This is a genomic window from Bhargavaea ginsengi (assembly GCF_900109165.1).
In the GTDB taxonomy this organism is placed as follows: domain Bacteria; phylum Bacillota; class Bacilli; order Bacillales_A; family Planococcaceae; genus Bhargavaea; species Bhargavaea ginsengi.
This window is the reverse complement of sequence record NZ_FNZF01000001.1, coordinates 556,833-583,583: the sequence shown is the minus strand read 5'-3', so window position 1 is coordinate 583,583 and position 26,751 is coordinate 556,833. Positions and strand designations below refer to the sequence as shown.

30 protein-coding genes are annotated in these 26,751 nt (G+C 53.9%); 20 read left to right on the top strand and 10 right to left on the bottom strand.

The window, feature by feature from the left end:
* Nucleotides 1-12: 12 nt before the first annotated feature.
* Genes BMX91_RS02795 through BMX91_RS02770 form a run of 6 tightly spaced genes read left to right on the top strand, consistent with a single transcriptional unit; the run spans nucleotide 13 to nucleotide 5,187 of the window.
* Complete coding sequence (locus BMX91_RS02795; RefSeq protein ID WP_092049686.1) at nucleotides 13-759, top strand: SDR family NAD(P)-dependent oxidoreductase; 747 nt, start codon at nucleotides 13-15, stop codon at nucleotides 757-759.
* Nucleotides 752-1,237 carry a PPC domain-containing DNA-binding protein gene (locus tag BMX91_RS02790; protein ID WP_092049684.1) on the top strand — a complete coding sequence of 162 codons (486 nt, stop codon included), beginning with the start codon at nucleotides 752-754 and terminating at the stop codon, nucleotides 1,235-1,237. Before BMX91_RS02795 ends, BMX91_RS02790 begins: the two co-directional genes overlap by 8 nt.
* A 1-nt stretch (nucleotide 1,238) precedes the next feature.
* Entirely contained in the window at nucleotides 1,239-2,720 is a 1,482-nt protein-coding gene (locus BMX91_RS02785; RefSeq protein WP_092049681.1) for a class I adenylate-forming enzyme family protein, read from the top strand.
* Complete coding sequence (locus tag BMX91_RS02780) at nucleotides 2,717-3,853, top strand: thiolase C-terminal domain-containing protein (protein WP_092049678.1); 1,137 nt, start codon at nucleotides 2,717-2,719, stop codon at nucleotides 3,851-3,853. The genes BMX91_RS02785 and BMX91_RS02780 overlap by 4 nt, the downstream gene beginning before the upstream one ends.
* Nucleotides 3,850-4,158 (top strand): Zn-ribbon domain-containing OB-fold protein, encoded by a 309-nt coding sequence (locus BMX91_RS02775; protein ID WP_092049676.1) that lies wholly within the window; start codon nucleotides 3,850-3,852, stop codon nucleotides 4,156-4,158. Before BMX91_RS02780 ends, BMX91_RS02775 begins: the two co-directional genes overlap by 4 nt.
* Before the next feature lie 57 nt (nucleotides 4,159-4,215).
* Nucleotides 4,216-5,187 carry a bile acid:sodium symporter family protein gene (locus tag BMX91_RS02770; RefSeq protein ID WP_092049674.1) on the top strand — a complete coding sequence of 324 codons (972 nt, stop codon included), beginning with the start codon at nucleotides 4,216-4,218 and terminating at the stop codon, nucleotides 5,185-5,187.
* A 54-nt stretch (nucleotides 5,188-5,241) separates the two neighbouring features.
* Here BMX91_RS02770 and BMX91_RS02765 read toward each other — a convergent pair whose 3' ends face one another.
* Nucleotides 5,242-5,781, bottom strand: coding sequence for a helix-turn-helix domain-containing protein (locus BMX91_RS02765; protein ID WP_092049672.1), 540 nt, complete (start codon nucleotides 5,779-5,781; stop codon nucleotides 5,242-5,244).
* A gap of 134 nt (nucleotides 5,782-5,915) precedes the next feature.
* Here BMX91_RS02765 and BMX91_RS02760 point away from each other — a divergent pair, with 134 nt between their 5' ends.
* From BMX91_RS02760 to BMX91_RS15620, 3 genes are read left to right on the top strand one after another with little or no spacing between them, the layout of a single operon-like run.
* The gene (locus BMX91_RS02760; protein WP_092049670.1) at nucleotides 5,916-7,244 is read left to right on the top strand and encodes an MFS transporter; all 1,329 of its coding nucleotides are present in this window, start codon (nucleotides 5,916-5,918) and stop codon (nucleotides 7,242-7,244) included.
* A gap of 46 nt (nucleotides 7,245-7,290) precedes the next feature.
* Nucleotides 7,291-8,286, top strand: a complete 996-nt coding sequence (locus BMX91_RS02755) for an ornithine cyclodeaminase family protein (protein WP_092049668.1) — start codon at nucleotides 7,291-7,293, stop codon at nucleotides 8,284-8,286.
* 31 nt (nucleotides 8,287-8,317) lie between these two features.
* Nucleotides 8,318-8,704, top strand: coding sequence for a hypothetical protein (locus BMX91_RS15620; protein WP_143059340.1), 387 nt, complete (start codon nucleotides 8,318-8,320; stop codon nucleotides 8,702-8,704).
* 12 nt (nucleotides 8,705-8,716) lie between these two features.
* Here BMX91_RS15620 and BMX91_RS02750 read toward each other — a convergent pair whose 3' ends face one another.
* The 9 genes from BMX91_RS02750 to BMX91_RS02710 all read right to left on the bottom strand — a co-directional run bounded on the left by BMX91_RS02750 (nucleotide 8,717) and on the right by BMX91_RS02710 (nucleotide 17,369).
* The gene (locus BMX91_RS02750) at nucleotides 8,717-10,297 is read right to left on the bottom strand and encodes a hydantoinase/oxoprolinase N-terminal domain-containing protein (protein WP_092049666.1); all 1,581 of its coding nucleotides are present in this window, start codon (nucleotides 10,295-10,297) and stop codon (nucleotides 8,717-8,719) included.
* A complete protein-coding gene (locus tag BMX91_RS02745; protein ID WP_092049663.1) occupies nucleotides 10,294-11,391 on the bottom strand; it encodes a DUF917 domain-containing protein in 1,098 nt (365 codons plus the stop codon). Before BMX91_RS02745 ends, BMX91_RS02750 begins: the two co-directional genes overlap by 4 nt.
* The gene (locus BMX91_RS02740) at nucleotides 11,388-12,725 is read right to left on the bottom strand and encodes a cytosine permease (RefSeq protein WP_092049661.1); all 1,338 of its coding nucleotides are present in this window, start codon (nucleotides 12,723-12,725) and stop codon (nucleotides 11,388-11,390) included. Before BMX91_RS02740 ends, BMX91_RS02745 begins: the two co-directional genes overlap by 4 nt.
* A gap of 16 nt (nucleotides 12,726-12,741) precedes the next feature.
* A complete protein-coding gene (locus BMX91_RS02735) occupies nucleotides 12,742-13,335 on the bottom strand; it encodes a TetR/AcrR family transcriptional regulator (RefSeq protein ID WP_092049659.1) in 594 nt (197 codons plus the stop codon).
* 254 nt (nucleotides 13,336-13,589) lie between these two features.
* Nucleotides 13,590-14,312: an amino acid ABC transporter ATP-binding protein gene (locus tag BMX91_RS02730; protein WP_092049657.1), complete on the bottom strand. Its 723-nt coding sequence runs from the start codon at nucleotides 14,310-14,312 to the stop codon at nucleotides 13,590-13,592.
* Nucleotides 14,299-14,964 carry an amino acid ABC transporter permease gene (locus BMX91_RS02725; protein WP_092049654.1) on the bottom strand — a complete coding sequence of 222 codons (666 nt, stop codon included), beginning with the start codon at nucleotides 14,962-14,964 and terminating at the stop codon, nucleotides 14,299-14,301. Before BMX91_RS02725 ends, BMX91_RS02730 begins: the two co-directional genes overlap by 14 nt.
* 93 nt (nucleotides 14,965-15,057) lie before the next feature.
* Entirely contained in the window at nucleotides 15,058-15,855 is a 798-nt protein-coding gene (locus BMX91_RS02720) for an ABC transporter substrate-binding protein (protein ID WP_092049651.1), read from the bottom strand.
* Nucleotides 15,856-16,112: 257 nt separating this feature from the next.
* Nucleotides 16,113-16,985: a putative RNA methyltransferase gene (locus BMX91_RS02715; protein WP_092049648.1), complete on the bottom strand. Its 873-nt coding sequence runs from the start codon at nucleotides 16,983-16,985 to the stop codon at nucleotides 16,113-16,115.
* Between the two features lie 18 nt (nucleotides 16,986-17,003).
* Entirely contained in the window at nucleotides 17,004-17,369 is a 366-nt protein-coding gene (locus BMX91_RS02710) for a PH domain-containing protein (RefSeq protein ID WP_092049647.1), read from the bottom strand.
* 192 nt (nucleotides 17,370-17,561) lie between these two features.
* Here BMX91_RS02710 and BMX91_RS02705 point away from each other — a divergent pair, with 192 nt between their 5' ends.
* The 11 genes from BMX91_RS02705 to BMX91_RS02655 all read left to right on the top strand — a co-directional run bounded on the left by BMX91_RS02705 (nucleotide 17,562) and on the right by BMX91_RS02655 (nucleotide 26,580).
* Nucleotides 17,562-18,683, top strand: coding sequence for an ABC transporter permease (locus BMX91_RS02705; protein ID WP_092049645.1), 1,122 nt, complete (start codon nucleotides 17,562-17,564; stop codon nucleotides 18,681-18,683).
* Complete coding sequence (locus tag BMX91_RS02700; protein WP_092049643.1) at nucleotides 18,680-19,432, top strand: ABC transporter ATP-binding protein; 753 nt, start codon at nucleotides 18,680-18,682, stop codon at nucleotides 19,430-19,432. The genes BMX91_RS02705 and BMX91_RS02700 overlap by 4 nt, the downstream gene beginning before the upstream one ends.
* Nucleotides 19,422-19,868: a DUF4385 domain-containing protein gene (locus BMX91_RS02695; protein ID WP_092049640.1), complete on the top strand. Its 447-nt coding sequence runs from the start codon at nucleotides 19,422-19,424 to the stop codon at nucleotides 19,866-19,868. Before BMX91_RS02700 ends, BMX91_RS02695 begins: the two co-directional genes overlap by 11 nt.
* Before the next feature lie 64 nt (nucleotides 19,869-19,932).
* Nucleotides 19,933-20,439, top strand: a complete 507-nt coding sequence (locus BMX91_RS02690) for a DUF3231 family protein (RefSeq protein ID WP_092049637.1) — start codon at nucleotides 19,933-19,935, stop codon at nucleotides 20,437-20,439.
* Between the two features lie 131 nt (nucleotides 20,440-20,570).
* Nucleotides 20,571-21,269 carry a 5-oxoprolinase subunit PxpB gene (gene pxpB, locus BMX91_RS02685; RefSeq protein WP_092049634.1) on the top strand — a complete coding sequence of 233 codons (699 nt, stop codon included), beginning with the start codon at nucleotides 20,571-20,573 and terminating at the stop codon, nucleotides 21,267-21,269.
* The gene (locus BMX91_RS02680) at nucleotides 21,256-22,263 is read left to right on the top strand and encodes a 5-oxoprolinase subunit C family protein (protein ID WP_092049632.1); all 1,008 of its coding nucleotides are present in this window, start codon (nucleotides 21,256-21,258) and stop codon (nucleotides 22,261-22,263) included. Before pxpB ends, BMX91_RS02680 begins: the two co-directional genes overlap by 14 nt.
* A gap of 2 nt (nucleotides 22,264-22,265) precedes the next feature.
* On the top strand, nucleotides 22,266-23,039 hold the full coding sequence (locus BMX91_RS02675; RefSeq protein WP_092049629.1) for a LamB/YcsF family protein: 774 nt from the start codon (nucleotides 22,266-22,268) through the stop codon (nucleotides 23,037-23,039).
* Nucleotides 23,040-23,090: 51 nt separating this feature from the next.
* The gene (locus tag BMX91_RS02670; RefSeq protein ID WP_092049626.1) at nucleotides 23,091-24,293 is read left to right on the top strand and encodes an NRAMP family divalent metal transporter; all 1,203 of its coding nucleotides are present in this window, start codon (nucleotides 23,091-23,093) and stop codon (nucleotides 24,291-24,293) included.
* Nucleotides 24,294-24,564: 271 nt separating this feature from the next.
* The gene (locus BMX91_RS02665) at nucleotides 24,565-24,978 is read left to right on the top strand and encodes a hypothetical protein (RefSeq protein WP_092049624.1); all 414 of its coding nucleotides are present in this window, start codon (nucleotides 24,565-24,567) and stop codon (nucleotides 24,976-24,978) included.
* Nucleotides 24,979-25,022: 44 nt separating this feature from the next.
* Nucleotides 25,023-25,790: a hypothetical protein gene (locus tag BMX91_RS02660; RefSeq protein ID WP_092049621.1), complete on the top strand. Its 768-nt coding sequence runs from the start codon at nucleotides 25,023-25,025 to the stop codon at nucleotides 25,788-25,790.
* Nucleotides 25,791-25,854: 64 nt separating this feature from the next.
* Nucleotides 25,855-26,580 (top strand): hypothetical protein, encoded by a 726-nt coding sequence (locus BMX91_RS02655; RefSeq protein WP_143059339.1) that lies wholly within the window; start codon nucleotides 25,855-25,857, stop codon nucleotides 26,578-26,580.
* Nucleotides 26,581-26,751 lie beyond the last annotated feature (171 nt).

Genomic DNA, 26,751 nt, shown 5'->3' with positions numbered 1-26,751 from the left:
GGGGTAGGGGAAATGAAATTTTCAAAAGAAGTTGCCATCGTTACAGGGGCTGCAAGCGGAATCGGACAGGCGGTGGCGATCCAACTCGCACAACAGGGGGCAAAGGTTGTTCTTGTTGACCTGAATCCTTGCCAGCAGACAATCAGCCAGTTGGGGGACGCTGACTACCTGGAGTGCCTCGGTGACATCCGGAACAAAGAATTTGTCCGGGCAACGGTGGACCGGACAATCGAGAACTATGGTGAAGTCCAGATTCTCGTGAACAACGCAGGCACCGCCAGCCGACTGGATCTTGAAGATATGACGGAAGACATGTGGTACCGCGATCTGGACACAAACTTGAAGGCCACCTTCCTCTTTATGCAGGCTGTCATCTATCCGCATATGAAAGAAGCCGGATATGGGCGGATCATCAATATCAGCTCCATTTCGGGGATGAACGGCGGAGTCGTTTCGGGCGGCGAAAAAAATGGCCGCTCCGGCCCGGCATACTCCGCTTCAAAAGGGGGCGTCATCGCCCTCACCAAGTGGGTCGCGAAGGAAGTGGGAAAGTACGGCATCACTGTGAATTCGGTCGCTCCTGGAGCTACGGCGACTGCCATTACTGCCGGAGTGAAATATGATACGTCCGGCCAGGTGATCGATCGTATGGGCACACCGGATGATATTGCGGATGCCGTGCTTTACTTTGCTTCAAAAAACGCCGGATACACCACGTCCCAGGTACTCAAAGTGGACGGGGGCTACAGCATTGGATAATCACCTTTTTCAGGCTTTCTACGATGAGCAGACGAATCGGGTCATCGGCCGCCTCAAAAAGGATTGTGACTTGTTAGGCGGCATCAAGGAAGTGTGCAATGAGTTTGGCATCAGGGGAGGCCATTTCCAGTGCATCGGTTCATTGACACAAGCTGCTTTTTATCAGGTGGTCAAAGATGAAAAGTCTGCGGCAGGGATCCGGTATTCCGAACGCCGGGTTTCCGATTCCCCTGTGGAGCTGCTTTCTGCAAGCGGATTTGTAGGCTCCGACGGAGAAGGAAACCAAGATGTGCATATGCATGGAGTCTTCGTGGATTGTGACGGCAAAGTAAGTGGCGGACATTTTCTTGACAGTGAGAATCCTGTCGCCATCACAATCGAATTTGTTCTCTTTCCGATCAGTGAGGTGGAGCTGACCCGCCGGAAAGACGAAGCCTACGGCGTGCCTATTTTTCAATTTTCGAAGGGCGGTGCGTGAGATGGAAACACTCAGCAAACTGGCAGTGAAGGCAGCTGAAGCCAATCCGGATAAAGTCGCGGTGAAAGACCGGGACCGGTCCATCACTTATGGAGACCTTAAATTCCGGACGCTTGCGCTGTCCCATTATCTGAACAAACGCGGGATTGTAAAAGGAGACCGTGTGGCTGTTCTCATGAAAAACAGGATGGAACATATTGAACTGGATGTGGCGCTTGCACATGGGGGAATTGTAAAAGTGCCGCTGAATTACAGGCTGCATCCAAAAGAATTGGATTACCAGGTCCGCGATGCGGGTGTGTCCCTCGTAATCGGCGAATCTGAACTGCTTGAAACACTAAGCGATGACCTCCCACTTCTTCCGGTAGGCGAGCCTTATGAACAGGCAATCAGTGACCACATGGGGGCTTCATTTATTGAAGAAGTTGATGAAGACGACCTGTTTGCGATTATGTATACATCCGGCACGACAGGAAACCCGAAGGGCGTCATGCTGAGCCACCGGAATATGATTGCAGGGGCACTATCGCTTGCACAGGTGTGTGAAGTGGACTATGACGATATTGTCGGCCATGTTGCACCGCTTACACACGGAAGCAATTTCTTAAGCCATGTTTCATGGCTCTATGGTCTGACTCAGGTCGTCTATGACAAGTTTGAAGCAGAGCATTTTCTTGACCAGCTTGCTGCGGATAAGGTCAGCATCATCTTCATGGTGCCGACCATCGTCAACCTGATGATCCAGGATGCTTCGTTCGATGCAGAAAAGCTGCGCTATGTAAAGTCCATTAATATGGCCGGTTCTCCGATCGCCGCTGCCAAGCTGCAGGATGCCCTTGACAAGGCGGGCACCATTTTCGTGGAGACGTACGGGCAGGTTGAGGCACCGATGTGCATTACGATGATGCCGCGGAACGAGCTGCCGAAGAGGCTGGCTTCGTGCGGAAGGATTGGACCATTCGTAGACATGAAAATAGTGGATGAAGCCGGTGAAGAAGTGAAAAACGGTGAAGTCGGAGAGATTGTCTGTAAAGGATCGCTCGTCATGCAGGGCTACTGGAACAACGAGAAGGCCACCGAAGACACGCTCAAGGATGGATGGCTGCATACAGGGGATCTCGGATGGCGTGATGATCAGGGCTATCTCCACATTGTTGACCGTAAAAAGGATGTCATCATTTCCGGCGGGGTGAACATCTACCCGCGTGAGGTGGAAGAAGTCCTGAATAAGCATGACGGGGTTAAAGAAACCTGTGTAATCGGCGTGCAAGATGAGAAATGGGGAGAGAGCGTCGTCGCCTATGTTGTGCCAAACGGACGGAGCGAGGTAGTGGAAGACGATCTGGTAGCGCTCTGTAAGGAACATTTGGCAAGCTTCAAGAAGCCGAAGGAAATTCATATTGTGGATGCGCTGCCGAAGAGTTCATACGGCAAAATACTGAAGCGCGAGCTGAAGGCCATGCATGCGGGGGTTAAGTCATGACGACAAACACATATATCCATGGAATCGGAATGACCAAATTTGGCACACACGAAGACCGGACACTGAAAGATCTGTTGCTGGATGCCAGCCGGCAGGCTCTGGAAGATGCCGGCCGTCCCAAGGTGGATGCCGTCTTCGTGGGCAACTTCCTTGCGGGGAGCATGTCCAACCAGGAAATTCTCGGGGCGATTGTGGCAAATGACCTCGGCCTCGGTTTTGTGCCGACTGCGAAAGTCGAAGGCGCTTGCGCCTCGGGCGGCATCGCGCTCCGGCAGGCTGTCCTTGCTGTGATGAGCGGTGAGCATGACACGGTTCTTGTGGCGGGTGTGGAGAAAATGAAGCATGCCAAGACTGCCGAGGTCACACAAGCCATCAATGCTGCGATGGATACGGATTCCAGTGAAAAAAGTGCCGGCCTGACGTTCCCGGGTTTTTTCGGGGTCCTGGCTAATCGCTACTTCCATGAAACTGGGGCGTCCAAGAAACATCTGGCCATGGTGGCGCTGAAGAACCGGGAAAATGCGATGAACAATCCGCTTGCGCAATTTTCCAAAGCAACCAGTCTGGAAGAGATCATGAACGCCCGGATGATCACAGAGCCGCTGGGACTGTTTGATTGCTCGCCAATGACGGACGGCGCGGCAGCTCTTGTCATCTCCAGGAAGCCGAGCGGCATTCATATCAAAGCTTCATCACTGGTTTCCGGTCCGACTCAGATGCAGGATGCAAGCGACCTGCTGTCGATTCCGGCAATCGGGGAATCCGGCCGGCGTGCATATGAAAAAGCCGGCCTCGGTCCGGAAGATATCGATGTGGTGGAAATTCATGACTGCTTCTCGATGACCGAGATGATTGCTATAGAAGAACTCGGATTTTTCCCGCGGCTGGAGGGGTGGAAGGCTGTGGAGAAGGGCCTCACTAAAGCAAATGGAGAAAAGCCGGTTAATACGAGCGGCGGCCTGCTATCAAGGGGTCATCCGATCGGCGCGACCGGAGTCGCACAGATCTATCAGCTCGTCAGGCAGCTGCGTGGCGATGCTGCAAACCAGGTGGAAGGCGCGCGGATTGCACTCGCACAAAACCTTGGTGGTACCGGTTCGTATTCTGCCGTTCATATTCTGGAAAGGGTGTGAAGAAACTGAAAGTCTATTCTTGCTGTGGACACGACACCGTAGTGAAAAGGGTTTATTGCCCGTCATGTGGGGCAAACGAAATTTCCGAGCGGGAAGTCGAAGACAAAGGGAGTATTTACAGCTTTACAAAAATTCATGTTCCGCCATCTGAATTTGCCCATCTGGCACCCTACTATGTTGCACTGGTCCAGCTGGACGGGACAAGCGCAAAAGTGACCGCCAGAATGACTGAAGACATCGCAATCGGAGACCAAGTGGAATTGGACAAAGTGGAAGATGGAGCCTATCTGTACAAGAGTGTTTGATGTTGCAGCCTGTGCTGACGAAAGTGCAGGCTCTTCGCAATTGAAGGAAGTGAATATATGAGTGCCATAAAAGCGATCATTTCCAAATATCTGCCGTTCTGGATCCTCTTTTGCGCCATAATTGCGTATGTGTTTCCCGGGGCGTTTTCAGGGATCAGAGAATGGACATCGATTGGTTTGGGAGCCATTTTCCTCTTCATGGGAATGACCCTGGCCACGTCTCATTTGGTTGAAACGGTTAAGAAGCCCAAAACCGTCCTGATCGGCGTCATGATCAAATGGACCATGACTGTCACCATTTCAGTAGGACTTGCCTATCTCTTTTTCAGGGATCAGCCGGAGCTTGCAACCGGCACAATCCTGGCTGGAACTGTACCAAGTGGAACGACGGCCAATCTCTTTGCCCTTCTTGCAGGAGGTGATGTGGCACTCAGCATTGCCATGGCAACGACTGACACTTTCCTGGCTCCGCTGCTGACACCCGTCCTCACTCAGTTCTTTGCAGGGCAGTTTATTCCTGTGAGTTTTTGGGCGCTGTTCATCAATATTATACTGATTGTCCTGCTGCCTCTGACCACAGGGCTTTTCCTGAAATGGAAATTCACCAAAACGGTAGAGAAGGTGCAGCCATATACACCGCTACTATCTCAACTCGCACTATTTATCGTCGTGCTTTCGGTGATTTCAAATGCGCAGCAAGTGCTGAGTGAAAACCTCGGTTTGATTCCTTTGATAGCGGTGGTCGTGCTTTTTCAAGTGTCAGTGCCGATGGTTGGGGGGTATCTGATTGCCAGGCTGATTGGGATGAAGGAGCGGCATGCCCGTTCTGTGTTATTTCATGTGGGCATCTGCAATACGGCACTCGCCGCCACTCTTGCCCTGGAGCATGTCAGTGCACTTTCCGCGGTTCCGGCAGTATTGAACATGGTAACCAACCTTACCCTTGGCGCTGCAATCGCCAACTTTTTTCAGAAAAGGGGCGAGGAAGGAATTCAGCTGCCCAAGCTTAAATCACCCAGACAAGCTTGAGCTTGGATTCTCGATTACAAATGAACCTCCGGGGGCGCACTGCCCTCCGGAGGTTCATTTTTTTGTATCAGAGCTGACGCAGAGAAACACAGTCCGTCCGTCACTCCGGTTGTACCAGTAATGGGAATCTCCGGCGTCATAGAAAAGCGAGCCGCCGGGGGTGAGTTCGGTCAGTGACTCTCCGACTTCCACGGTAAGTTTGCCTTCCAAGACATAGACGAATTCCTGGCCGGCATGGGTGATAGGCTGGCCGCCGTTCTCGCCGGCTTCCAATGTGACCTGCATCGGCATGAAGTCAGGCGAGCTGAAGCCGGGCGCAAGATTACGGTAGTGTACACCGTAGGCAGCGATGCGTTCGGCCATGCCCAATCCATCTTGTTCCGGAATGCCGGCTTCCTCTTCGAAGAAGTGGCCGGGACTGACGCCGAGGGCGACGGAGATTTTCTTGAGGGATTCCAGCGTCGCGGAAGATTTGCCGCGCTCCAGCTGGGAAAGGAAGCTGATGGAAAAGCCGGTTTCTTCCGCCACCTGTTTCAGCGTCTTCTGTTTTTCCTTGCGGATGCTTTTGATTTTCAGGCCAAGTGTAAGGTCCAATCCAAACTCTCCTAATTATCTAAAAATAAGATTGACAACGTTTTCAAGCTCACTTATGATGGTAGCATAAATTGAAGTGTCACTTCAATTGAAGAGGTGCTTCAACTTTTATATGGGGATTAGGGGGAAGTTATATGAAAGACAAGGACATGAGGCGCGTGCTGATCGCCAGCCTCGTCGGAAGCTCCATCGAGTGGTTCGATTACTTCCTGTATGGTACGGTCGCAGCACTCGTCTTTAATACCATGTTCTTTGTGGCGGAAGATCCGTCGATCGGATTGATTCTGGCGTATGCATCATTTGCGCTGTCGTTCTTTATCCGGCCGCTTGGCGGGGTGATCTTCAGCCATATCGGGGACAGGATAGGACGGAAAAAAACGCTCGTTCTGACGCTTAGCCTGATGGGGATCGCGACATTCGCGATGGGGCTATTGCCGACGTACTACGCAATCGGTATCTGGGCACCGATCCTGCTGATTACACTTCGCCTGATCCAGGGGCTCGGCATCGGCGGGGAATGGGGCGGCGCGATGCTGCTCGCCGTGGAATATGCGCCAAAGGAACAGCGGGGCTTTTTCGGTTCCGTGCCGCAGATGGGGGTCACGATCGGCATGGTTCTCGGGACTCTGGCGCTGTCCGTCATGACGTTGCTGCCGGAAGACGCGTTCATGAGCTGGGGCTGGCGCGTGCCATTCCTTCTGAGTGCGCTGCTCGTCATCTTCGGACTTTGGATCCGCAAGGGGATCGAGGAGACGCCGTCGTTCAAAAAGGTACAGGCGGAAGGTTCGGCACCGAAAGTGCCGCTTGTCCACACACTCAAGCACCATTGGCGTGAAGTACTGATCGCGGTCGGAGCAAAAGTCGTAGAGACGGCGCCGTTCTACATCTTCGGGACATTCGTCGTATCGTATGCCACAAGCAATGTCGGCCATACGAACAGTGAAGTGCTGAATGCGGTCATGGTCGCGACGATCATCACGACGATCCTCATTCCTATTATGGGCAAGCTGTCCGACAAGGTCGGACGCAAGCCGCTGTATATCTGGGGAGCGGTTGGCATGATCCTGTTTGCCTTCCCGTACTTCTGGATGCTTCATGAAGGGTCCAACATCATGATGTTCCTCGCGACCATCATCGGGCTCGGCATCATTTGGGCGCCGATCACGGCCGTGCTCGGAACAATGTTCTCGGAAATCTTCTCCGCGGAAGTGCGGTACACGGGCATCACGCTCGGTTATCAGATCGGTGCAGCGGTGGCCGGGGGCACGGCTCCGCTGATCGCGACAGCACTTCTGATGCAGTTCAACAACTCCTACGTGCCGGTCGCACTCTACATCATCTTTACAGCAGTTGTTTCACTTGTCGCCATCTGGGCCGTGCGTGACCGGAGCAACCAGCTGCTGGATGAGCAAGCATCTGAAGCTCAAGGCAAGGCGAACATCATAGAAAAGCAGCTTGTCTGAGTCGGTTACGGAACGGCAAGCGTGCAATAAAGGTGGTTAATGCGTTTTGATTATCATGAATGAACAGCAGATCATGGAAATGTACGGGATGGAAGATGCCATCCCAGATGTAAAGGCGACGCTTCATTCTCTTGCGGACGGGAAAATCGAAAATCCGCTCCGCACGGTCATCGAATTCCCGGAACGGAGCGCATCGGTGCTGTACATGCCATGCGCGGACCTGTCGGAAGGAATCGCGGCGAACAAGACGGTGACAATCTTCCCTGAGAACCCGAAAACAAACGGGCTGCCGACCACTCAGGGCGTTGTGCTCGTGACTGATGCCACAGATGGCCGTCACTTGGCGATGCTGAACGCATCGTACCTGACACGGCTCAGGACCGGAGCGATGAGCGGTCTGGCGACAGACCGACTAGCCAGAAAAGAGGCATCGGTCCTGTGTGTGATCGGAACCGGAGGCATGGCATACGAGCAGGTGCTCGGCGTGCTGGCTGTCCGTGAGATTCGGGAAATCCTGTTGGTCAACCCGACGCGGTCGAAGGCGGAAGCATTCGGCGAGCGGCTAAGAAGGGAAGGGCGGATCTCGGCTGAAGTATCGATCGAGATTGTCGGTGATGTCGATGAGGCGGTAAAAAGGGCGGATGTCATCAACTGCGCAACACGCTCCGAGACGCCGGTATTTGACGGTGAAACAATCCGTCCGGGGACGCATGTGAATGGGGTCGGATCCTATCTGCCGCACATGCGGGAAGTGGACGAGACATTTATTCGCCGCTGCTCAAAAGTCATCGCGGATGACCTGCATGGCGTGAAAGAGGAAGCAGGAGAACTGATTTATGCCGACCGCTCAGGAGCCTGGTCATTTGATGAACTCCACGGGGAGCTTGTGCACCTTGTGACCGGACAAGTATCCGGCCGGGAAACCGAAGAAGAGATCACTTTCTTCAAATGCGTCGGCGCCGCGTATTACGATCTGGCGGTGGCCAAGGGCGTCTACCGCAAGGCGGAAGCAGGCAGGCAAGGCGTACAGGTTGAGGTATAAGTAGGAATGGGCCGGCGGCGATGCCGGCTTTTTGCTGCACTGGAAGTGTACGCTTACCGCGGACTGGCGTCGAAAAAGCCACGGCTTTTACAATGATGCATTTAGTGATTTCAGTGGCGCGGCATGTGGTTGCCTGTTGCTGTTTCTTCATTCGCCCCTGAAGTTCGTCATTCGACCGAGTTATTTCGTCATCAATGAGAAGTTGTCTGCGAATGTCGAAACCGGCGGCGTGAACGATGAAACTGAGCCCATGAATGACGAAACTGCACCCTGCCTGGTTGGATTATTGACATTGGGATGGTCAGTGGCCTCCGGTGCAGATGATCACATGAAAAAAGCGATGCCACGCGGGCATCGCTTTTTCATTTGCAGACTTGAAAGAGACGATTGCCCTTTCAATGGCCTGTCCGCAGTATAAGAATTCATCCGTTCACCGGATCGCCGGTTGTTTGTTCATCGCAAGATCTCCGGCGGCTTTTGCGCGGATCCTTGTGGCGTTGCCTGGAAGGTAGGAGAGCGGAACTTCTTCCAAGTCAACGATGACCAAAGATTCAGCGTCGGCCCCGGCTTTGGCGGCTTCTTCGGAGGCGAGCCGCTTGGCTTCCTCGAGTGCGGCTTCGCGCCCCATTTCATCGATAAGGAAGATTTTCTCGACTTGTCCGCTGACTTGTGAGATTGCAGATCCGATAGCGTTGGCGACCCCTGCGTTTTCAGGCCGGATCACTTCTGAGGCACCTTTCAAGCGGGTCGGGAAGAGGATGCCGCCGCCGCCGACAAGCATGACAGGTACCGGATCCGCGCTGGTCTTCATTTTGTCGATGGTTTCTTCGACCATTTCGACCATGCGGGCGTAGACGGCTTCCAGGAGGCTGCGGTCCAGGTGTGCCACCTTGTTGCGGTCGCCGAGCTCGATGACTCCGAGTGCGGCTGCGACGTCGGTGGCCGTTAGCGTATCTCCGCCGAAGATAAGGCCTTCTTCGTTCAGGCGGTGGCCGACGGACTGTGGGCCGATTTGGAATGAGCCGTCGTCTTCCAGGCGGATGATCGTCCCTCCTCCGAGACCGATCGCCGCAATGTCCGGCATGCGAAAGTTCGTGCGGACTCCGCCAATCTCTACTGCAAGGGAAGATTGGCGGGGGAATGAGTCGACAAGGACGCCGACATCCGTTGTCGTACCGCCGACATCGACGACAAGTGCATCCGGCCGGTCAGTCAGGTAGGCTGCGCCCCGGAGGCTGTTTGTAGGACCGCAGGCAATCGTCAGAATCGGATATTTAACGGTGTACTCGACGGACATCAGTGTGCCATCATTCTGGCCGAAGAAAATTTCCGCGTGGATGCCTTCCTGTTCAAGCGCCTTGACGAACCCGTCAGCGGTGGAGCGCGCGACATTGACGATGGCAGCATTCAGGATGGTCGCGTTTTCGCGCTCGAGCAGTCCGACGCTTCCGATTTCACTTGAGAGGGACAGGGCGACATCCGGCCCCATTTCTTCGCGAATGATTTCCGCTGCGCGCTCTTCATGTACGGCGGAGACAGGGGAAAAGACGGAGGTGATAGCGACGGAATCGACCTGTCCGTTCAGTTCCCGTCCAATCGCGCGGATTTTTTCTTCGTCCAGTTCCGCAATTTCCCGCCCGTCGAATTCGTGGCCCCCGCGCACGATGTGGGTATGCTTGCCCAGAATCTCCCGCAGGTCGTCCGGCACCCCGACAAGCGGTTTGATAGCGAGTGTCGCAGGGGCGCCGATGCGGATGATTGCAACCTGGTTCAAGCGCTTTCGCTCAACGATGGCATTCGTGCAGTGGGTTGTGCCGAGCATGGCATGACGGATATCCGAAACCGGAACGCCCGACTTTTCGACGACCTGGCGCATGGCCGAATAGATCCCTTTGCTGACGTCCACTGTCGTCGTTGCTTTGACGGACGCGATGACCCGATAAGCTTCATCCAAGATGACGGCATCGGTATGGGTTCCGCCGACATCAATTCCAAGACGGTAATTTGTCATTTTGTTATCCCTGCTTTCGCGTTTAGTTGTTCAATCGGTGTGAAGTCTGTGTCGTAGCCGAAATAGCGCGGGCCTGCGGTGGCGATTCCCTTCTCGGTGCGCCACTTTTCATCGCATGGTATGCCGATGACGGTGCAGCGTGCGCCGTAGCGCAGTCCTTCCGTCGTGATCGGCATACCGGTCTCGGAATCCACGACGGCGATCAGGTCAGGCGTCACACAACGGACTTTGCCGTCAACTTCGCATAGCAGATGTTCGTTCTGGAAGTGGAGACGGCAATCGGATCCTTTGTTTTTGTTCAGCCCGTCGATTGTGGCGGTGCCTTTGGCGAAGCCGCCTTCCGTCCTCCGGTTGATATCGGTCACTTTACCTTCGAAAAGGGCGGTGCCGCCAACGAGTTCAAGTACGTCTTCAATCGGGTTGATGTTCTGCTTCATTGCTTCACGGACGGTCCTGCCGATCTCTTCTTCAAGCGTCAGGATGTTTTTGATGGACGCTTTTTTCACAAAATGGCCTTCCATGGGATAAATTGCATTCATGACGGAGCCGCCCATCTCGACTGTTACGCTTCTGGCGATCCGTTCTGCCCATACGCTGTCGATTGTGTTCAGCAGGAGGCTGTTTCCTTTTTCATCAGACAGGACCATCGGTGTGGCGGATGCGCCTTCCAGGTAGAACGTGACCATCTGAAGCTCCGGGAATGCACGTCCCATCCCGTCCGCGTCGATGACCGGAAGACCTATCTGCGCGGCAAGGGCAAGCGGCAGCAGGGAGTTGACCCCGCCGGCCTCGATCGGCATCGTAGCGTAAATCTCTTGACCGAGGAAGTCCTTCAGTGACTTGAAAGCGGCGAGTGCTTCATGGCCGCTCGGAATCTTCTCGACCATGACCGTCGGGGCGCCCATCATCGCCGACGGGACGATCAGTGCGTCGTCCGGTACTTCATCCAGGCTGAGGAGTCGGATCGGCCCGTTCTCCTCGACCGCCTGGATCGCCATCAGTTTGCCGATATAGGGGTCGCCGCCTCCTCCGGTGCCCAATAGCGCCGCACCGATTGCAATATTCTCGATTTCTTCTTTTCCGATCAGTCTCATTTGATGCTCCCCCTTTGGTTGGACAGGGCGACAACTGCTGGTGCCCCCTGCAAAAACTTATTGAAGATGAATTGGAACACACATGCAGCAAGGAATGCGTCGAATCCCGAAGCGCCTGTGAAGGTGAACAGGCCGAAGCCGTTCGGTGCGGGCGCCGTCATAAAGGCAACGAGGGCAGCCATCATCCACACTGCGGCGCTGCCCCAGTTGACCGGGACGTTGTCGGCAAGGTTTTCGAAACTGTATTTCTTTTTATTCATCAGATAATCGACGACGTAGATGCCTCCGATTGGCGGGATGAGCGCACTCAGGAATATGAGGAACGGGATGAAGTTCTCGTAAATTCCGCCGACCGCCATCCCGGTGCCAATGACGCCCGCCACGATTGTCAGGATGTACTTGGGCACGCTCTGGAAGATGACGGAGAAACCAAGCGCCGAGGAGTACAGGTTGTTGTCATTCGTCGTCCACTGCGCAAGGATGAGGATGAGCAAGGCACCAGTGCCCCAGCCGAGTCCGAGCATGATTTCCACGATATCTACCTGTGTCGTCGCTTTGGCGAGAAGCGCGGCAATGATCAGGACGATGCTGAATCCGACAAAGAATCCGACGAACGAGGAGATCACTGCATCCTTCACGGATTTGGCGTAACGCGAAATATCGGGGCCGATAATTGCGCCGACTGCAAGTGAACCGATGATCAGGGAGATGGCCACACCGACACTCAGCGGATCACTCGTAAGCGGGGCGGCGGTAACTTCAGAAAGGTCCCTGCCGTTCATAACTTTGATGAGTGAGGCGATGAGCAGCGCGGCCAGGAGCGGAACTGCGAACAGACTCAGTTTCTCAATGGCTTTATAGCCGATAAATGCGGTGGTCGTCATGAGAACACCGCCAAGGATGACCAGCAGTTTCTGGTTGACGTTCCAGCCGAACACGTCAAACAGGATGCTCTGCAGGCTGGAGCCAAAAAGATCAAGCTGTACACCAAACCACCCGAAAAGCGAGATGGCGACGATCGCGGAAACGGCAAAGGAGCCATAGCGGCCGAGCGCGAACATTGAGACGAATGGGGTGGAGAGCCCGGTTTTCGCACCGACCGTGCAGCACAATGCGGACAGCACAGCGAGGATAAAACAGCCAATGAAAGTCGCAATCAGGGCATCACCCATCGCCATGCCTGCCCCCAGAGCGCCGCCAAGTGCAGTGGCCGAGAGCGCAACAATACCGCCGATCCAGACGATGGATAGTTTGATCCAGCCCTTTCTCTTGTGTTGCGGAACTGGTTCCCGCTCGTAGTCCTCCACCAATTGATTATTGAATCGGTTTTCCATCTGAATTCCCTCCTTTTTAATTGTGTTTTTTCTGAAGTGCCGTGAATGAAGCTTGCAGCATCTGTTCGGCCATCCGCAGCTGGAAGGCCAATTCATTAGGACTGAAAATGTTGATGCTCCAGAAAATGCCGTTGGCAAGAAGAACATATTGACCGATCACCGAAGTGGCCTCGGACTCGGTAATGTCGGGGAAGTCTCTGCGCAGCGCATCGTTCAGTGCATCCGCCAGCCAGATACTGAAGCTGCTGAAATAATCGTCCAGCTGCTTCTGGAAGTCCGGCGTCGGCGGAGAAATAACAAGTGAGATATAGGTCGCCATCTCGTCCCTGTCTCCGGCATGGTGATCGACGGTCGTCCGGAGCATGGCGGCAAAGATTTTTTCGACAGGCTCATCGGTATGACGCTGAAGGGTCTTGCGCATCGCATCATTGTGCCGGGCCAGGGTTCGCTTGAACACCTCCCGGAACAATTCTTCCTTATTCTTGAAGAAGAAATAGATTGACGCAGGCTTGATACCCACTTCTTCGGCGATCTTCCTCATCGACGCCCCCTGATAACCGTGCTTTGCATAAAGCTGAAGAGCTGCCTGCAATAATAACTCTTGAGTCATTTATTCACCGCCTAACGAGTGTTAGGTGAAATTATAATATGATATATCACAGAAAGCAATAATATTTCAGAAAAAATAAATTGAATAAAATTTTCTTTCTTATTGTGTGCGCTTACATTTAAATGTGGTGGCTGAGTTTGAAGAATGGCAGAGATGCGATTTTCATACGAAAAAAGCGATGCCGCGCGGGCATCGCTTTTATAAAGGCGTGAGTGTGAAGATGTCCGAAGGTGGCCATCCGCCGGCACTCCTCCTCAGAGCACTTTCTCAAGAAAGTCCCTCGCACGGTCGGTCTTCGGATTTCCGAAGAATTCGTCCGGTGTGCCTTCTTCGACCAGTTTGCCCTGGTCGAGGAACAGGACGCGATCGGCGACTTCGCGGGCAAAGCCCATCTCGTGGGTGACGACGATCATTGTCATCCCGCTTTTCGCAAGGTCTTTCATGACGTCGAGCACTTCCTTGACCATTTCCGGGTCGAGCGCGGATGTCGGTTCGTCGAACAGCATCAGCTTCGGTTCCATAGCGAGAGCGCGGGCGATGGCGACGCGTTGCTTCTGGCCGCCCGACAAGCTTGCCGGATAGGAATCAGCCTTTTCGGAAAGGCCGACGCGCTTGAGGAGGGTGCGTGCCTTTTCCTCTGCCTGCGCTTTTGTTTCTCCCTTTACTTTCATCGGCGCATAAGTCAGGTTGCCGAGGACGGTAAGGTGGGGAAACAGGTGGAAGTGCTGGAACACCATGCCGATCTCCTGTCGAGCAGCGCGGATATCGGTCTTTTTATCAGTGATGTCAAAGCCTGCGATGTCGACGGTGCCGCCGGTCGGTTCCTCCAGTTTGTTGAGGCAGCGAAGGAACGTCGACTTGCCTGAGCCTGAAGGTCCGATGATGGCGATGACCTGGCCTGCATCCACTTCTGTTGAGATGCCTTTTAAAACCTCCAGGTCACCGAATGATTTGACGAGTCCCTTAACGGATATCACTTGCCTTCAGCCTCCTTTCAATCTTGCGTCCGATGAGTGTAAGGATCATGACGAGGACCCAGTAGATGAGTCCGACAAAGAGCAGCGGCTCGAACTGACGGTACATGCTGGCACCGACAACCTGCGCTCGGCGCATGAGGTCGAGGTAACCGATCGTCGAAACGAGCGCGGATTCCTTCGTAAGGGTGATGACTTCATTCATCAGTGCGGGCAGGATATTTTTGAATGCCTGCGGCAGGATGATATCCTTCATCATCGCGCGGTAGGGCACGCCGAGGGCTTGTGCTGCTTCCAGCTGGCCTTTGTCGACCGCCTGGATGCCGGCACGGATGATCTCGGAAATATACGCTGCGGAGTTTAGCCCGAATGCCGTGATTGCAGATAAGAACGGCGTGATGTCGTAGCCCGTCAGCTGAGGAACGGCAAAGTAGATCAGCATCAGCTGGAGGATCAGCGGCGTCCCGCGGAAGATGGACGTATAGGCGATTGCGAATGCACGGAGCGGAGCGGGGCCGCTGATCTTGAACAGGGCAAGCATTGTCCCGATCAGCGCACCGATCACGAGGGCGACCGCGACAAACTTCAGCGTTACCCAGATGCCTTCCAGCATATAGGGGATATATGGGGTCATTTGCGTGAAATCAAGGTTCATGATGGTTTCAACTCTTTTCTGTCATCCCGTACTGACGGGAGATTGGGATAGGAAAAGGGGCTGCCGGTTAAAGGGCAACCCCTGCCGCAAGGCTTATTCCTGGTCGGTCAGCCACTTGTCTTTCAGTTCCTGCAGGGAGCCGTCTTCTTCCATGTCGGCAAGGACTTTGTTGACGTCCTCAACGAGGTCACTGTCTTTAGGGAAGGCGACCGCCATGCCCGGCGAGCTGGTGGTCGGGTCGTCGAATCCGCCGAGGCCCTGTTCTTCTACATGGCCGACTGCAACGGATTTATCCATATAAGCAGCATCGATACGTCCTGTTTTGAGTTCTTGGATAAGGAGAAGGGAGTTGTCGAGCGATTTGAGTTCGAAGTTGATCCCTTCATTTTCCTTCAGGCGTTTGGCGCCGTCTTCCTGAATTGTGCCGAGCTGGACGCCGACTGTCTTGCCTTCGAGGTCTTCGATGGACTTGATGTCAGAATCCGCTGTTGTGACAAAGAATTCACCGGAGCGGTTGTACTCGGTCGAGAAGTCGACGTTCTGCTTTCGCTCATCGGTCGCGCTCATGCCGGAGAGGACCATGTCGACACGCCCTGTGTTGAGTGCGCCGATCAGGCCGTCGAATTTCATGTCGTTAATCTCCAGTTCGTAACCGAGTTCCTCAGCGATATGGTTTGCAAGGTCAATGTCGAATCCGATTTCCTTGCCTGCTTCGTCCCGGTATTCAAATGGAGGGAAGTCGGCGGATGTCCCCATCTTCAGGACTTTTGTTTCCGCATTGTCCGCGGATGTGTCCGCTGTGTCGCCGGATGAGGAATCCCCGCCCGAGCCGCAGGCTGCAAGGAATAGTGCCGCGGATGCAACTGATGCAAATAGAGCTTTCTTAAACATGTATAAAACCCCCGTTGAATGTATATTTATTCGTTAAAATGATTATAGACTGTTAGACCCACGGTGTAAAGTGCAAATTCATGCAAAAAGCCGATTTCTTATGGGAAATCGGCTTCATGCAGCAGGGGGACGGGTGAGACGTTGACAATCTTTGGTGAAACGTTGATTAAGTTCGTTGAAACGTTGACTATCTTCATTGAAACGTTGATTAAGTTCATTGAGACGTTGACGAACAGACTCGAATCCTAATCCGAATCCTAATCCCTCGGCTCTCCGATGAGGAGGTCCAGCTCCACGGTGATTTCAGCGGATTCACAGTCCAGAAATCTTGAGACAGCCTCCGGATCCGGAGACCAGGAAAGCGGGGTCATCCGCACCAGGTCTTCCAGCTGCGCACGCCGAAGAAGGACCGAGTAGCGGAGAGGAACCGTTTCCGTACGGCGGAAATGCCGGTCGAACAATTCAACCGTTCCTTCATTGGAATACGTCCGGCGCTCATCTGTATAAAGGGCTTCCCGAAGCTCACGGAGATAGCCGGCGCCCGGCACGGCTTTAATCAACCTGCCGCCGGGGGCAAGCATGCGCGCAAACTCCTCGTAGTTGGACGGGGAGAGGATATTCAGGATGGTATGGATGGATCCATCCACAAACGGCGACTGGGCCAGGTCGCCGACAAGCCAGACCGCATCCGGGAAGTCCCTGGCTGCAAGCTGGACGCCTTCTTTCGCGATATCGAGCCCTGCCCCGGCCACATGCGGGTCATCGAGCTCTTCCAGAATCTTGTGCAGGTGAGTGCCTTCGCCGCAGCCGATATCTGCAATGATGCCGGTTCCTGATGCAAGAAAAGGCACTTCCCGGATCAGGTCGGACGCCGCTTTATGGAACGGGGCATACAATCCGCTGTCCAGCATGATGCGCCGTCGCGCCTCGAACAGTTCCTTATTATAATGACCGGCCGCGGGCCGGGTCAGCACATTGACATAACCCTGTTTGGCAAAGTCGAACGAATGGTTTTCCGGGCAGAGGAGCCGGCCGCTCTCCTCGACTTGGACCGGATTCCCGCAGACCGGGCATTTCAGCGCATGAGCGATCCGTGCCGCCCGCATTGCTCCGTCGATCCTTTTTGACATGTGAGCACCTTCTTCTTGTTACAGAATAGCTTTTGCAATGATTTTATCGAGTTTCCGAATATCCACGCCACGTCCGAGATTTATTTTCATCTTACCGGCGCGTGTCCATAGTTCGATTTCAGCATTGAAATCAAGCTTACCTGCATTTTCGGTTGAATACATATTAATGGAATTGAATGGAATCGTATATACCTCGACTTTTTTGCCGGTAAGTCCCTGCTTGTCCGAAATGATAAATCTCTTATTCGTCACGATCGCCACGTCGCGGATTGTTTTATAAGCTACAACCGCTTCTTCACCCTCAACCAGCAGGTCCTGTATATCGTCCGGAACCGCGACTTCCTGTGAAAATGTCCACGCAAGCATACCGCTTAGTTCTGCCATTGTCTAACTCATCCTTTCAATAAGAAGTTTCCTCTATTATCTCATAAATAGAAATTTAAACCATTCCTATCGATTGCCTGCTAATTCCGACACAAATCCGCCTTTCTTTTCCGGTTACAGATCTGAAGACAGGGGTAGAAGAAAGAAGTAGGAAATAAGAAGGATTTTCCATTCAGTTGAGGAGTTGGAATCATGTTTTTGGCGTGGAGAGAGATCAGACAAAATAAACTCCGGTTTGCACTTGTGACTGCTGTGTTGCTGCTTGTGTCATATCTTGTATTCTTCCTGTCGGGGCTGGCAAGCGGCCTTGCCGGCCTGAACCGCGAGGCGGTCGACAAGTGGCAGGCGGACGGCATCTACCTGACCGCAGAGTCGGATAAGAGCCTGAACCAGTCGATGATGGAATCGGACCTGGTCGATGAAATTGAGGCTGACGAAACGGCGGTGCTCACACAGACGAACCTGATCGCCGACAACGGTGATGTGAAAAGTGGAGTCGCGCTGTTCGGAATCCGTCCGGATGAATTCATCATGCCGGAGCCGACCGAAGGTGAGGAGTTCTCGGAGGAGTTCGAGGTAATCGCCTCGGATAGCCTGAAAGAAGAAGGGTTCTCCGTCGGGGATGAGCTGGAGCTTTCCGGTTCTGATGAGACATTGACGATAATGGGCTTCACGGACGAGGCACGCTTTAATGCAGCGCCGGTCTTATATATGGATCTTGAGGATTTCGAAAAGGTCCGTCCGGGCGCCTCGGCAATGAGTACTCAGGAGACTCCTGGGCAGCCTGCAGAGGGAGGACAGGGCCCGGCAGAAGAAGTGGAGCAGCCTGACATGATAAATGCGATTGTCGTGAAAGGCGGCCAGCCTAATGACGTGCCGGATGATCTCGAGTATATCGAGTCTGAGATATTTATCGAAAACCTTCCCGGCTACACTGAGCAGAACCTGACATTGACATTCATGATCTACTTCCTGTTCGCGATCTCAGCGGCGGTCGTGGCGATCTTCCTTTATGTGCTGACGGTCCAGAAAATCAGCATGTTCGGCGTTATGAAAGCCCAGGGCATCTCAAGCGGCTATCTGTCCCGATCAGTCATCGCGCAGACATTCATTCTGGCAGTAATCGGCGTGCTGATCGGATTCGGCGCGACGGTGCTGACGGGACAGTTCCTGCCAGCGGCCGTGCCGGTTTCATTTGACTACGGCATGATGGCGGTCTACGGTGCCGTACTGATAGCTGTCGCCGTTCTCGGTGCGCTCGTGTCGGTCTGGACAATTGTGAAAATTGACCCGCTGGAGGCGATCTCGGGATGACGGAACATGTATTGCAGTTGGAAGAAGTAACGAAGACGTTCGGTTCGGGAAGGACGGAGGTCCGTGCGCTGAAGGAAACATCACTTGAAGTAAAGCGGGGAGAAGTGATCGCAATCATCGGGCCTTCGGGTTCCGGCAAGTCGACGCTCCTGACCATTGCAGGAGGGCTTCAGGGACCGACAGAGGGAGAAGTGCGGATTGCGGGTGAGCGGATCACCGAACTGGCAGAAAAGGACCGGTCGAAGGTGCGGCTTGAACATGTCGGGTTTATCCTCCAGTCCTCGAACCTCGTTCCTTTCCTGACCGTTTCCGATCAGCTGAAGCTGCTGGATAAAGTCAAGAAGGGCAACATGTCCAAGGAGGAGCGGGACGGTCTCCTGGAAGAGCTCGGAATAACGAAGCTGACCAAAAAGTATCCGAATGACCTGTCTGGCGGGGAGAGGCAGCGCGTCGCGATTGCCAAAGCGCTCTACTCCAACCCATCCCTTCTTCTGGCCGATGAGCCGACCGCATCGCTTGATTCGGACCGGGCATTTGAGGTGATGAAGCTTCTGAAAAGCGCGGCCGTGAAGAAAAACGCAGCAACCATCGTCGTAACCCACGATACGCGGCTGACCGATTACGTGGATAAAGTCTATAAGATGGTTGATGGCGTTCTGCATCTGGAATCTGAAGATGGCGGTGCAAAGCCGCTTGAAGAAGGGCGGACAGATTTCCTGGAGAAAGGCGGGAATGAAGATGGCATTTGACTATGACCTGGATTTTGACAACATCGATTTCAGGGAACGTCCCGATCTGTATCGTGTCGGAAAGGGCGAGCAGGGCGTGCTTCTCGTCGAACCGTACAAAGGAGAACTCCTTCCTCATTGGCGGTTCCGGACGCCGGACATTGCCAAAAAGTCCGCCGAGACGCTTTATGAGATGTTCGAGGACTACCGGAAGAAAGATGACTTTGTCGGCATGGACATGGCACGCAAATTCATCCAGATGGGCTATACGAGGGCCCGGAGATACACCAATTACAAGGGCGGCCGGAAGTACAAGGAAGACGGGACGACACATGAGCGGATCGAGGATCCTGTAAAGGCCGAATCTGCTGCCATCTTCAAAGAGTACTGGGACCGAATACGTGAAGACGAAGACTATCTCGGACGCAAAAAAGACCATCAGAAAAAATACGGATGATGCATAATGGCAATGGAATCTCCCCATACTATCTGTGATTACGAAAAGGATGGGGGATTCGCCAATGGGTGTCATGAATGACAATCCGAAAAATGAACCGCTGCATTACGGTGAAGTCGTCGGTATTTGGGCTTATGTCGCTGCGAACAATGGTTTGATTAGCATGTACGAAGCCTTTGTGAATCATGCAGGCGACAAGGAACTGATCGGTGTGATTGAGGATTCCATCAAGATGATGAAGTCTGAAAACACAGCGGTCGAGAAGATTCTGAAGGAAAACGGCGTGACACCGCCGCCGGCGCTGCCGTCACGCGGGAAAGCTTCTTCCGAGGATATTCCGGCAGGCGCCAAGTTTGCAGACCAGGAAATCGCTGCGATCCTCGGCGTCAACGCCGGCCAGGGCCTCGTGTCCTGCAGCGAGGTGATGGGCCAGTGCAGCCGTGAAGATGTGGCCGCGAATTTTGCACGGTTCCACGCAGACCGCGCCACTGCAGGCGCGAAGTTACTCCGCCTTACGAAGCAAAAAGGGTGGCTTATCACGCCGCCGCTTCACCAGCAAAAAAGCAGCTGAATGAAAGCGCTCCGCCTCGGCGGGGCGTTTTTCGTTTGCTTCCAAAAGAAGGTAAACAAAAGGTCCTGTTCCTAAGGAAGGAGTTTCGACATGAATCGTCAAAAGAATTAGAGAAGAAAGAAGGGATGTCTATGGAGCTGAAATATCACCCGCTTGGGGATCAAGCCGTCGTGGTGACGGCAGGGGAGTCGATCAGCAAGGAATCCACCGCGCTGGTGCGGGCGATTTCCGAAAAAATCACTGATTCGGAGATCCCGTGGGTGACCGATGTCATCCAGGCGTATGTCACCGTCACGGTCTGCTATGAAGCGGATGGCGGAATGACGTATGCGGAGATGGAGAAGCGGCTTCGGGAGTTGCTTTCCGGAATCAGGCCGGCAGCTGAAGATGAAGGGCGTACGGTGGAAATTCCAGTATGCTACGGCGGGGATTTCGGGCCTGACCTTGCGTTTGTCGCCCGGCATAACGGGCTGGACGAGGAAGAAGTTGTCCGCATCCACGCCGGCAATACATATGACGTGAAAATGATCGGCTTTGCCCCCGGTTTCCCGTTCCTTGGCGGCATGGACGAGCGCATCGCCGCTCCAAGGCGGCCATCGCCGAGGCTGGAGATACCGGCCAGGACAGTCGGCATCGCCGGCGCGCAGACAGGTGTTTATCCGATCGGAACGCCTGGTGGATGGCAGCTGATCGGCAGGACACCTGTCGAACTGTTTTTGCCGGACGAAGAAATCCCGAGCCTCCTCCGGCCGGGAGACCGGGTCAGGTTCAGGCCTGTCTCTCCGAAAGAATACAAACAATTGGAGGCGGACCGTCATGCTGATCATTGAAAAGCCTGGCCTCCAGACATCTGTCCAGGACCTTGGCCGTCCGGGTTTCCAGCAGTATGGGGTGGTCGCTGGCGGCGTGATGGATCCGTATTCGCACCGGGTAGCGAATCTTCTGGTCGGCAACAGTGAACACTGTGCCACGATCGAGGCGGCGCTTGCAGGTCCCTCCATCCGTTTTGAAACCGACAGTCTGATTGCGCTGGCGGGCGGGGACTTGTCTCCCGGAATTGATGGTGAACAGATCCCAATGTGGAGGCCGGTCGCTGTAAGGGCCGGTGCAGTCCTCACGTTTGGGAAGCCTGTCTCGGGATGCCGGGTGGTTCTGGCCGTCGCAGGCGGGATTGACGTGCCTGAAGTGATGGGCAGCCGGTCCACCTACACAAAAGCCCGCATTGGCGGGTTCGATGGGCGGTGTCTGGAGAAGGGTGACCGCCTTCCGGTCGGGAATCCGTCTGTTTCTTCAAAGCAATGGACAGCAACAGCCCTGACCGGTGCAGGCGACAGCAAATTCTGCCCGGCGGACTGGACCATCAAGGGCAGCCTGATTCCTGCTTACGGAAATAAAGCTGAAATCCGGATGATGAAAGGGCCGCAGTATCACTGGTTTGATGAAGAAAGCCGGAGCACATTCTTCGGAGGGAGCTTTACCGTCTCTTCGGAATCGGATCGCATGGGCTACAGGCTAAAAGGGGAAACGCTCCGCCTGTCCGAACCGCGCGAACTGCTTTCGGAAGGAGTCGTGGCCGGATCGGTCCAAGTGCCGTCCGGCGGAAGCCCGATCCTGCTCATGTCTGACCGCCAGACAACCGGAGGTTATCCGAAAATCGGCCAGGCCGCAACGGTCGACCTCCCGATTATCGCCCAACTGCAGCCGGGAGCGAAACTGCGATTCATAGAAGTATCGGTCGAAGAAGCACAGAGACTGATTGTGGCACAAAAACGGCAGCTCTCGGAATTGAAATCTGCTATCGCTTTGAAAATGAAAGGGGAATGAACATGACTTTTCAAGTAGACCTGAACTGCGATATGGGAGAATCGTTCGGCGCGTATACGATGGGTAACGACGAAGACATTCTCGAGCTGATCACAAGCGCGAACATTGCCTGCGGCTTTCACGCAGGCGATCCGTCCGTCATGAAAAAGACGGTGAAGATGGCGCTGGAAAAAGGCGTCGGCATCGGCGCCCATCCGGGAACACCGGACCTGGCAGGGTTCGGCCGGCGCGCCATCGCGATCTCTCCGGATGAAGCATATGACCTTACGATGTACCAGATTGGTGCTCTTGATGCGTTTGTCCGGGCGGAAGGCGGCAGGATGCAGCACGTCAAGCCTCATGGCGCCCTTTACAACATGGCCGCTCAAGACGCCGCACTGGCGCAATCCATTGCGGAAGCGGTGTATGCGGTCAATCCGGAACTGATCCTGTTCGGCCTTTCAGGAAGTGAACTGATCAGGGCAGGAGAGAGAATAGGCCTCCGGACAGCAAGCGAGGTGTTCTCGGACCGCACATATCAGCCGGATGGCTCACTCACCAACCGCCGCGAAGCAAACGCGCTGATTACCGACCCGGAAATTGCGGGTGCTCAGGTGGTCCGGATGGTGAAAGAGGGCAAAGTGCGTACGGTGGATGAAACAGACTTCACCCTGCGCGCGGATACTGTCTGCATCCACGGCGACGGTGTGACCGCACTGGAGTTTGCCCGGCGGCTCAAGGACCTTCTGCCGGAGGAAGGCGTCACAGTGGAGAAGATCGGCAGCAGATTTTCATGACCGGCTGAATGAACCATTCAAAGAAAATAGGGGAAATGTAGGGGGAGACCAATGAATCAGACAGTGGACCAAAAACAAATCCGCCGCGTGATGCTCGGTGCCGCGTTCCTGATGGCCACCTCGGCAATCGGACCGGGATTTCTCACGCAGACGACGGTGTTTACAGAACAGCTCGTGGCAAACTTTGCATTCGTTATCCTGATTTCCATACTGATTGATATCGCCGCACAGCTGAACATCTGGCGGATCATCGCCGTCTCCGGAAAGCGGGCGCAGGACATTGCGAACGAAGTGCTGCCCGGACTCGGTTATGTGCTTGCGCTGCTCGTGGTGATGGGCGGCCTTGCGTTCAACATCGGCAATATCGGAGGTGCCGGGCTCGGTGCCAATGTGCTGTTCGGCATCGACCCGAAAACAGGAGCCATCATCAGCTGCCTTCTTGCAATCGGTATTTTCATTGTGAAGGAAGCGGGACGCGTCATGGACCGGTTCACGCAGATTTTGGGCTTTGTCATGATCGCCCTGACACTTTATGTAATGTTCACCGCCCAGCCGCCTTATGGGGAAGCGGCGCTGCGTACCGTGGCACCGCTTGAAATGGACATTCTGGCCATCGTTACGCTCGTCGGGGGGACCGTAGGCGGTTATATCACTTTTGCCGGCGGACACCGCCTCATTGACGCCGGCATCAAAGGGAAGGAGTATCTGCCGGTCGTTTCCAAGAGCGCGGTCACAGCGATCGGTGTCGCCTCGCTTATGCGGGTTCTTTTGTTCCTTGCCGTTTTGGGTGTTGTTTCGCAAGGGCTGAAACTAAATCCTGACAACCCGCCGGCATCTGTATTCCAGCTGGCGGCTGGAGACATCGGCTACAAGATCTTCGGTGTCGTCATGTGGTCCGCTGCAGTCACATCGGTTGTCGGAGCGGCCTACACCTCCGTCTCCTTTATCCGGTCATTCAGCACTTGGATCGACCGGCACGCAAAAAAGTTCATCATCGGATTCATCCTGGTCTCTACTCTCGTCTTTGTTATCGTGGGGCAGCCCGTCAAGATTCTCGTGCTCGTCGGCTCGCTCAACGGCCTCATCCTGCCGCTTGCGCTCGGCGTCATGCTGATCGCCGCCTACAAAGCGCGGATCGTCGGTGATTATAAGCATCCGATGTGGCTGACCGTACTCGGTATCATCACAGTCATTGCGATGGCCCTGATGGGCGGGTATTCCCTGATCAACGGCATTCCGCAATTGTTTAAGTGATCTCTATCGAAACCGGACTCGTATGAGAGTCCGGTTTTAAATTGGGTATGCTACTAGGTGCCGCGGAACGTATTACCGGATCAAGTGAATAAGAGAAAACAACCGGACTTCAAGCGAAGTCCGGTATTTTTCGGGGACTATTTACATAGGAAGAAAGAATACCGAAATATATCTTTTTGAAATTCTTGTGAGAAATTAGTCATAACCAGTGATAGAAACGGCATATATATATAAGGCAGGGCAGAGACCGTAGCCGGAAGGGGGAGATGAGATGAAAGAGAAGCTGGCCGTAACGGCGTTCGCCCTGATCGCCGTTGCGGGCACTATGCATGCACACGCATCGGGCTCCCTATCCGGCTGGTATGAAGATGCCTTCCGGAAGGAGCGTGAGGGGATAGCCGCCGCGGCGGAACAGCAAGCCGCCAAACTGCTTGCAGACTTCGGGACTTACGTCATGTCATCGAAAGATAGACTCACAGCCGACATTCTAAGCCTGGCGGAAACCGAGGAAGAGCGAGTTGCAAGAGAATTGGAAGCCCACCGGCTGAAATTGGAAGCCGAGCTGGAACAGTCCGCGGCGGCCATCAGGGAAGACCTGAAGGACGGCACCGCCGGCAAACAACTGGAAGCGGAGATCGAATCGGATGTCAACCGCATCCTGGAAGACGTGCTCAGCGAGCACTGAGACATCCAACCACACTATTACACGAAGAAATGGGGAAATGACAAATGTTGAAGACGATGAAAAGCAAGGTAGCAGCAGGAACAGCAGCAGTACTACTCGTAGGTGGCGGTGGTGTTGCATTTGGGGCATCTGAAGCTGGAATGAAACTCAAAGCTTGGTATGCCGATCAATTTGATGACACCGCTCAAGAAGTGGTTAATGACTCCTTGGATTACGGTAAAGACAGTGCGATTAAAGCCCACGCGGAGTATGAAGGACTAAAAGCGGAGGCGGCAGATGGTATTGCCGATGCTGGTAAGGATATTGGTAAGGCCTCAGGTGACCGAATTTCAGAAGCTGCTGGAGAGCATATCGACTCCTTGAAAAATGAACATGCTGATATCATAGCTGGTATTGAAGCTCAATTTGCAACGCTATCTGAAGAGGCGCAAGAAATTATTGACAAGGCGGGGAATACGGCACTACGTTGGGCAGATGAAGATTTAAAAAAGTTTGGAGATCAAGAGCGGCAAAAAGCGATTGCTGAACTTGAAAAACACTTGGCTTCCAAAAAGCAAGGGGCAGTAAGCGAACTCCAAGAAACGATTGATTATGTGAAAGGGGATCTACTGGCCGAGCTGGAAGAACAGCAGGGTGCTACTACTGAGGAAATTAAGGGTCTCATTGATGGCAAGATCAATGAACTTCGGCCTTTAATTAAAAACAAGATTGATACATTAATTACAGAACAAAAAGGTGCGATTGCAGCGAAGGCTAGTGAACTTGAAAAAGACGCTACTGATGAAATGCTGGATATGGTAAACGGTATCTGATTTCAATTGACCTACACAGGACCTCGACATGCGAGGTCCTATTCTTCTATGAGGGGGTGTAAACGTGTTCAATAAATTTCATAAGCGATTAGTATTGATTATCGCAATCTGTTTTTTAGTAATGGCAGGAAGCGGGTTGATGAGGGCGAGTGCAGGGCAAGATGCCGGGGCCATGTTGGAAAACTGGTTTAACGGCAAGAGGTCTCAGTCCGTGAATGAAATTGATCAGGCTATCGAGACGGAAAAAAACAGACTGATGGGTGAACTTCGCACAGAACTGAACCAATCGATCGGTGGGGCGGCAAAGGAAATTGAGAATTTTACAGATGCCGAGAAAGCCCGGCGTATTCAAGCGCTCCGTGATTATGCCAATACCCTGATGGCAGGAATCGGACAGGATGGTGCTGACTGGGACAAGCATGCGTATCTCAATGACGTGGAGAAGGCTATCCAACAGGCAACCCATCACATTGACATTGCGGCCGATAAGGCGAAGAAAAACGCAGAGAAAAACAAGCCGAAGAAAGAGAAAGCGGCAACAGAGCCAACATCCACTCAGCCGGACCAGCAACCAGCACTTGAGAATCCGGCTGAATCAGTACAACCTGAAGCGCCTGCCAAGGAAGCTGAGAAAGCTCCCGAGCAGCCTGCACCTCCTGCAGCAACCGAACCGGCCGAAAACACTCAACCGGCGGAAACCAGCCAGACGACGGCGCCGGCACCAGAATCACCGCCAGCAGACTCTTCCGCCCAAGATGCACCTTCTGCCGAAGAGTCAGGCGGAGAATAATCATTTCAGAAACCGATTGACGGGACAGTCCCCGTCTTGGTATTCTGAATTCAACAAATAACGGAAAGCAGGTGATGTGAGATGGCAAACGTACAGAATGTAAGGAAACAATCCGGTCGGCCTGGACTCACACGCCTGCGGGGCGCGTTTTGACGCGTTCTCCTGTTTCGC

Excerpts from the sequence above, each read along its gene's own strand:
- BMX91_RS02795 (WP_092049686.1), top strand. The coding sequence starts at position 13 with ATGAAATTTTCAAAAGAAGTTGCCATCGTTACAGGGGCTGCAAGCGGA.
- BMX91_RS02785 (WP_092049681.1), top strand. The coding sequence starts at position 1,239 with ATGGAAACACTCAGCAAACTGGCAGTGAAGGCAGCTGAAGCCAATCCG.
- BMX91_RS02780 (WP_092049678.1), top strand. The coding sequence starts at position 2,717 with ATGACGACAAACACATATATCCATGGAATCGGAATGACCAAATTTGGC.
- BMX91_RS02770 (WP_092049674.1), top strand. The coding sequence starts at position 4,216 with ATGAGTGCCATAAAAGCGATCATTTCCAAATATCTGCCGTTCTGGATC.
- BMX91_RS02760 (WP_092049670.1), top strand. The coding sequence starts at position 5,916 with ATGAAAGACAAGGACATGAGGCGCGTGCTGATCGCCAGCCTCGTCGGA.
- BMX91_RS02750 (WP_092049666.1), bottom strand. The coding sequence starts at position 10,297 with ATGACAAATTACCGTCTTGGAATTGATGTCGGCGGAACCCATACCGAT.
- BMX91_RS02745 (WP_092049663.1), bottom strand. The coding sequence starts at position 11,391 with ATGAGACTGATCGGAAAAGAAGAAATCGAGAATATTGCAATCGGTGCG.
- BMX91_RS02740 (WP_092049661.1), bottom strand. The coding sequence starts at position 12,725 with ATGGAAAACCGATTCAATAATCAATTGGTGGAGGACTACGAGCGGGAA.
- BMX91_RS02735 (WP_092049659.1), bottom strand. The coding sequence starts at position 13,335 with ATGACTCAAGAGTTATTATTGCAGGCAGCTCTTCAGCTTTATGCAAAG.
- BMX91_RS02725 (WP_092049654.1), bottom strand. The coding sequence starts at position 14,964 with ATGAACCTTGATTTCACGCAAATGACCCCATATATCCCCTATATGCTG.
- BMX91_RS02720 (WP_092049651.1), bottom strand. The coding sequence starts at position 15,855 with ATGTTTAAGAAAGCTCTATTTGCATCAGTTGCATCCGCGGCACTATTC.
- BMX91_RS02715 (WP_092049648.1), bottom strand. The coding sequence starts at position 16,985 with ATGTCAAAAAGGATCGACGGAGCAATGCGGGCGGCACGGATCGCTCAT.
- BMX91_RS02710 (WP_092049647.1), bottom strand. The coding sequence starts at position 17,369 with ATGGCAGAACTAAGCGGTATGCTTGCGTGGACATTTTCACAGGAAGTC.
- BMX91_RS02705 (WP_092049645.1), top strand. The coding sequence starts at position 17,562 with ATGTTTTTGGCGTGGAGAGAGATCAGACAAAATAAACTCCGGTTTGCA.
- BMX91_RS02700 (WP_092049643.1), top strand. The coding sequence starts at position 18,680 with ATGACGGAACATGTATTGCAGTTGGAAGAAGTAACGAAGACGTTCGGT.
- BMX91_RS02695 (WP_092049640.1), top strand. The coding sequence starts at position 19,422 with ATGGCATTTGACTATGACCTGGATTTTGACAACATCGATTTCAGGGAA.
- BMX91_RS02690 (WP_092049637.1), top strand. The coding sequence starts at position 19,933 with ATGGGTGTCATGAATGACAATCCGAAAAATGAACCGCTGCATTACGGT.
- pxpB (WP_092049634.1), top strand. The coding sequence starts at position 20,571 with ATGGAGCTGAAATATCACCCGCTTGGGGATCAAGCCGTCGTGGTGACG.
- BMX91_RS02680 (WP_092049632.1), top strand. The coding sequence starts at position 21,256 with ATGCTGATCATTGAAAAGCCTGGCCTCCAGACATCTGTCCAGGACCTT.
- BMX91_RS02675 (WP_092049629.1), top strand. The coding sequence starts at position 22,266 with ATGACTTTTCAAGTAGACCTGAACTGCGATATGGGAGAATCGTTCGGC.
- BMX91_RS02670 (WP_092049626.1), top strand. The coding sequence starts at position 23,091 with ATGAATCAGACAGTGGACCAAAAACAAATCCGCCGCGTGATGCTCGGT.
- BMX91_RS02665 (WP_092049624.1), top strand. The coding sequence starts at position 24,565 with ATGAAAGAGAAGCTGGCCGTAACGGCGTTCGCCCTGATCGCCGTTGCG.
- BMX91_RS02660 (WP_092049621.1), top strand. The coding sequence starts at position 25,023 with ATGTTGAAGACGATGAAAAGCAAGGTAGCAGCAGGAACAGCAGCAGTA.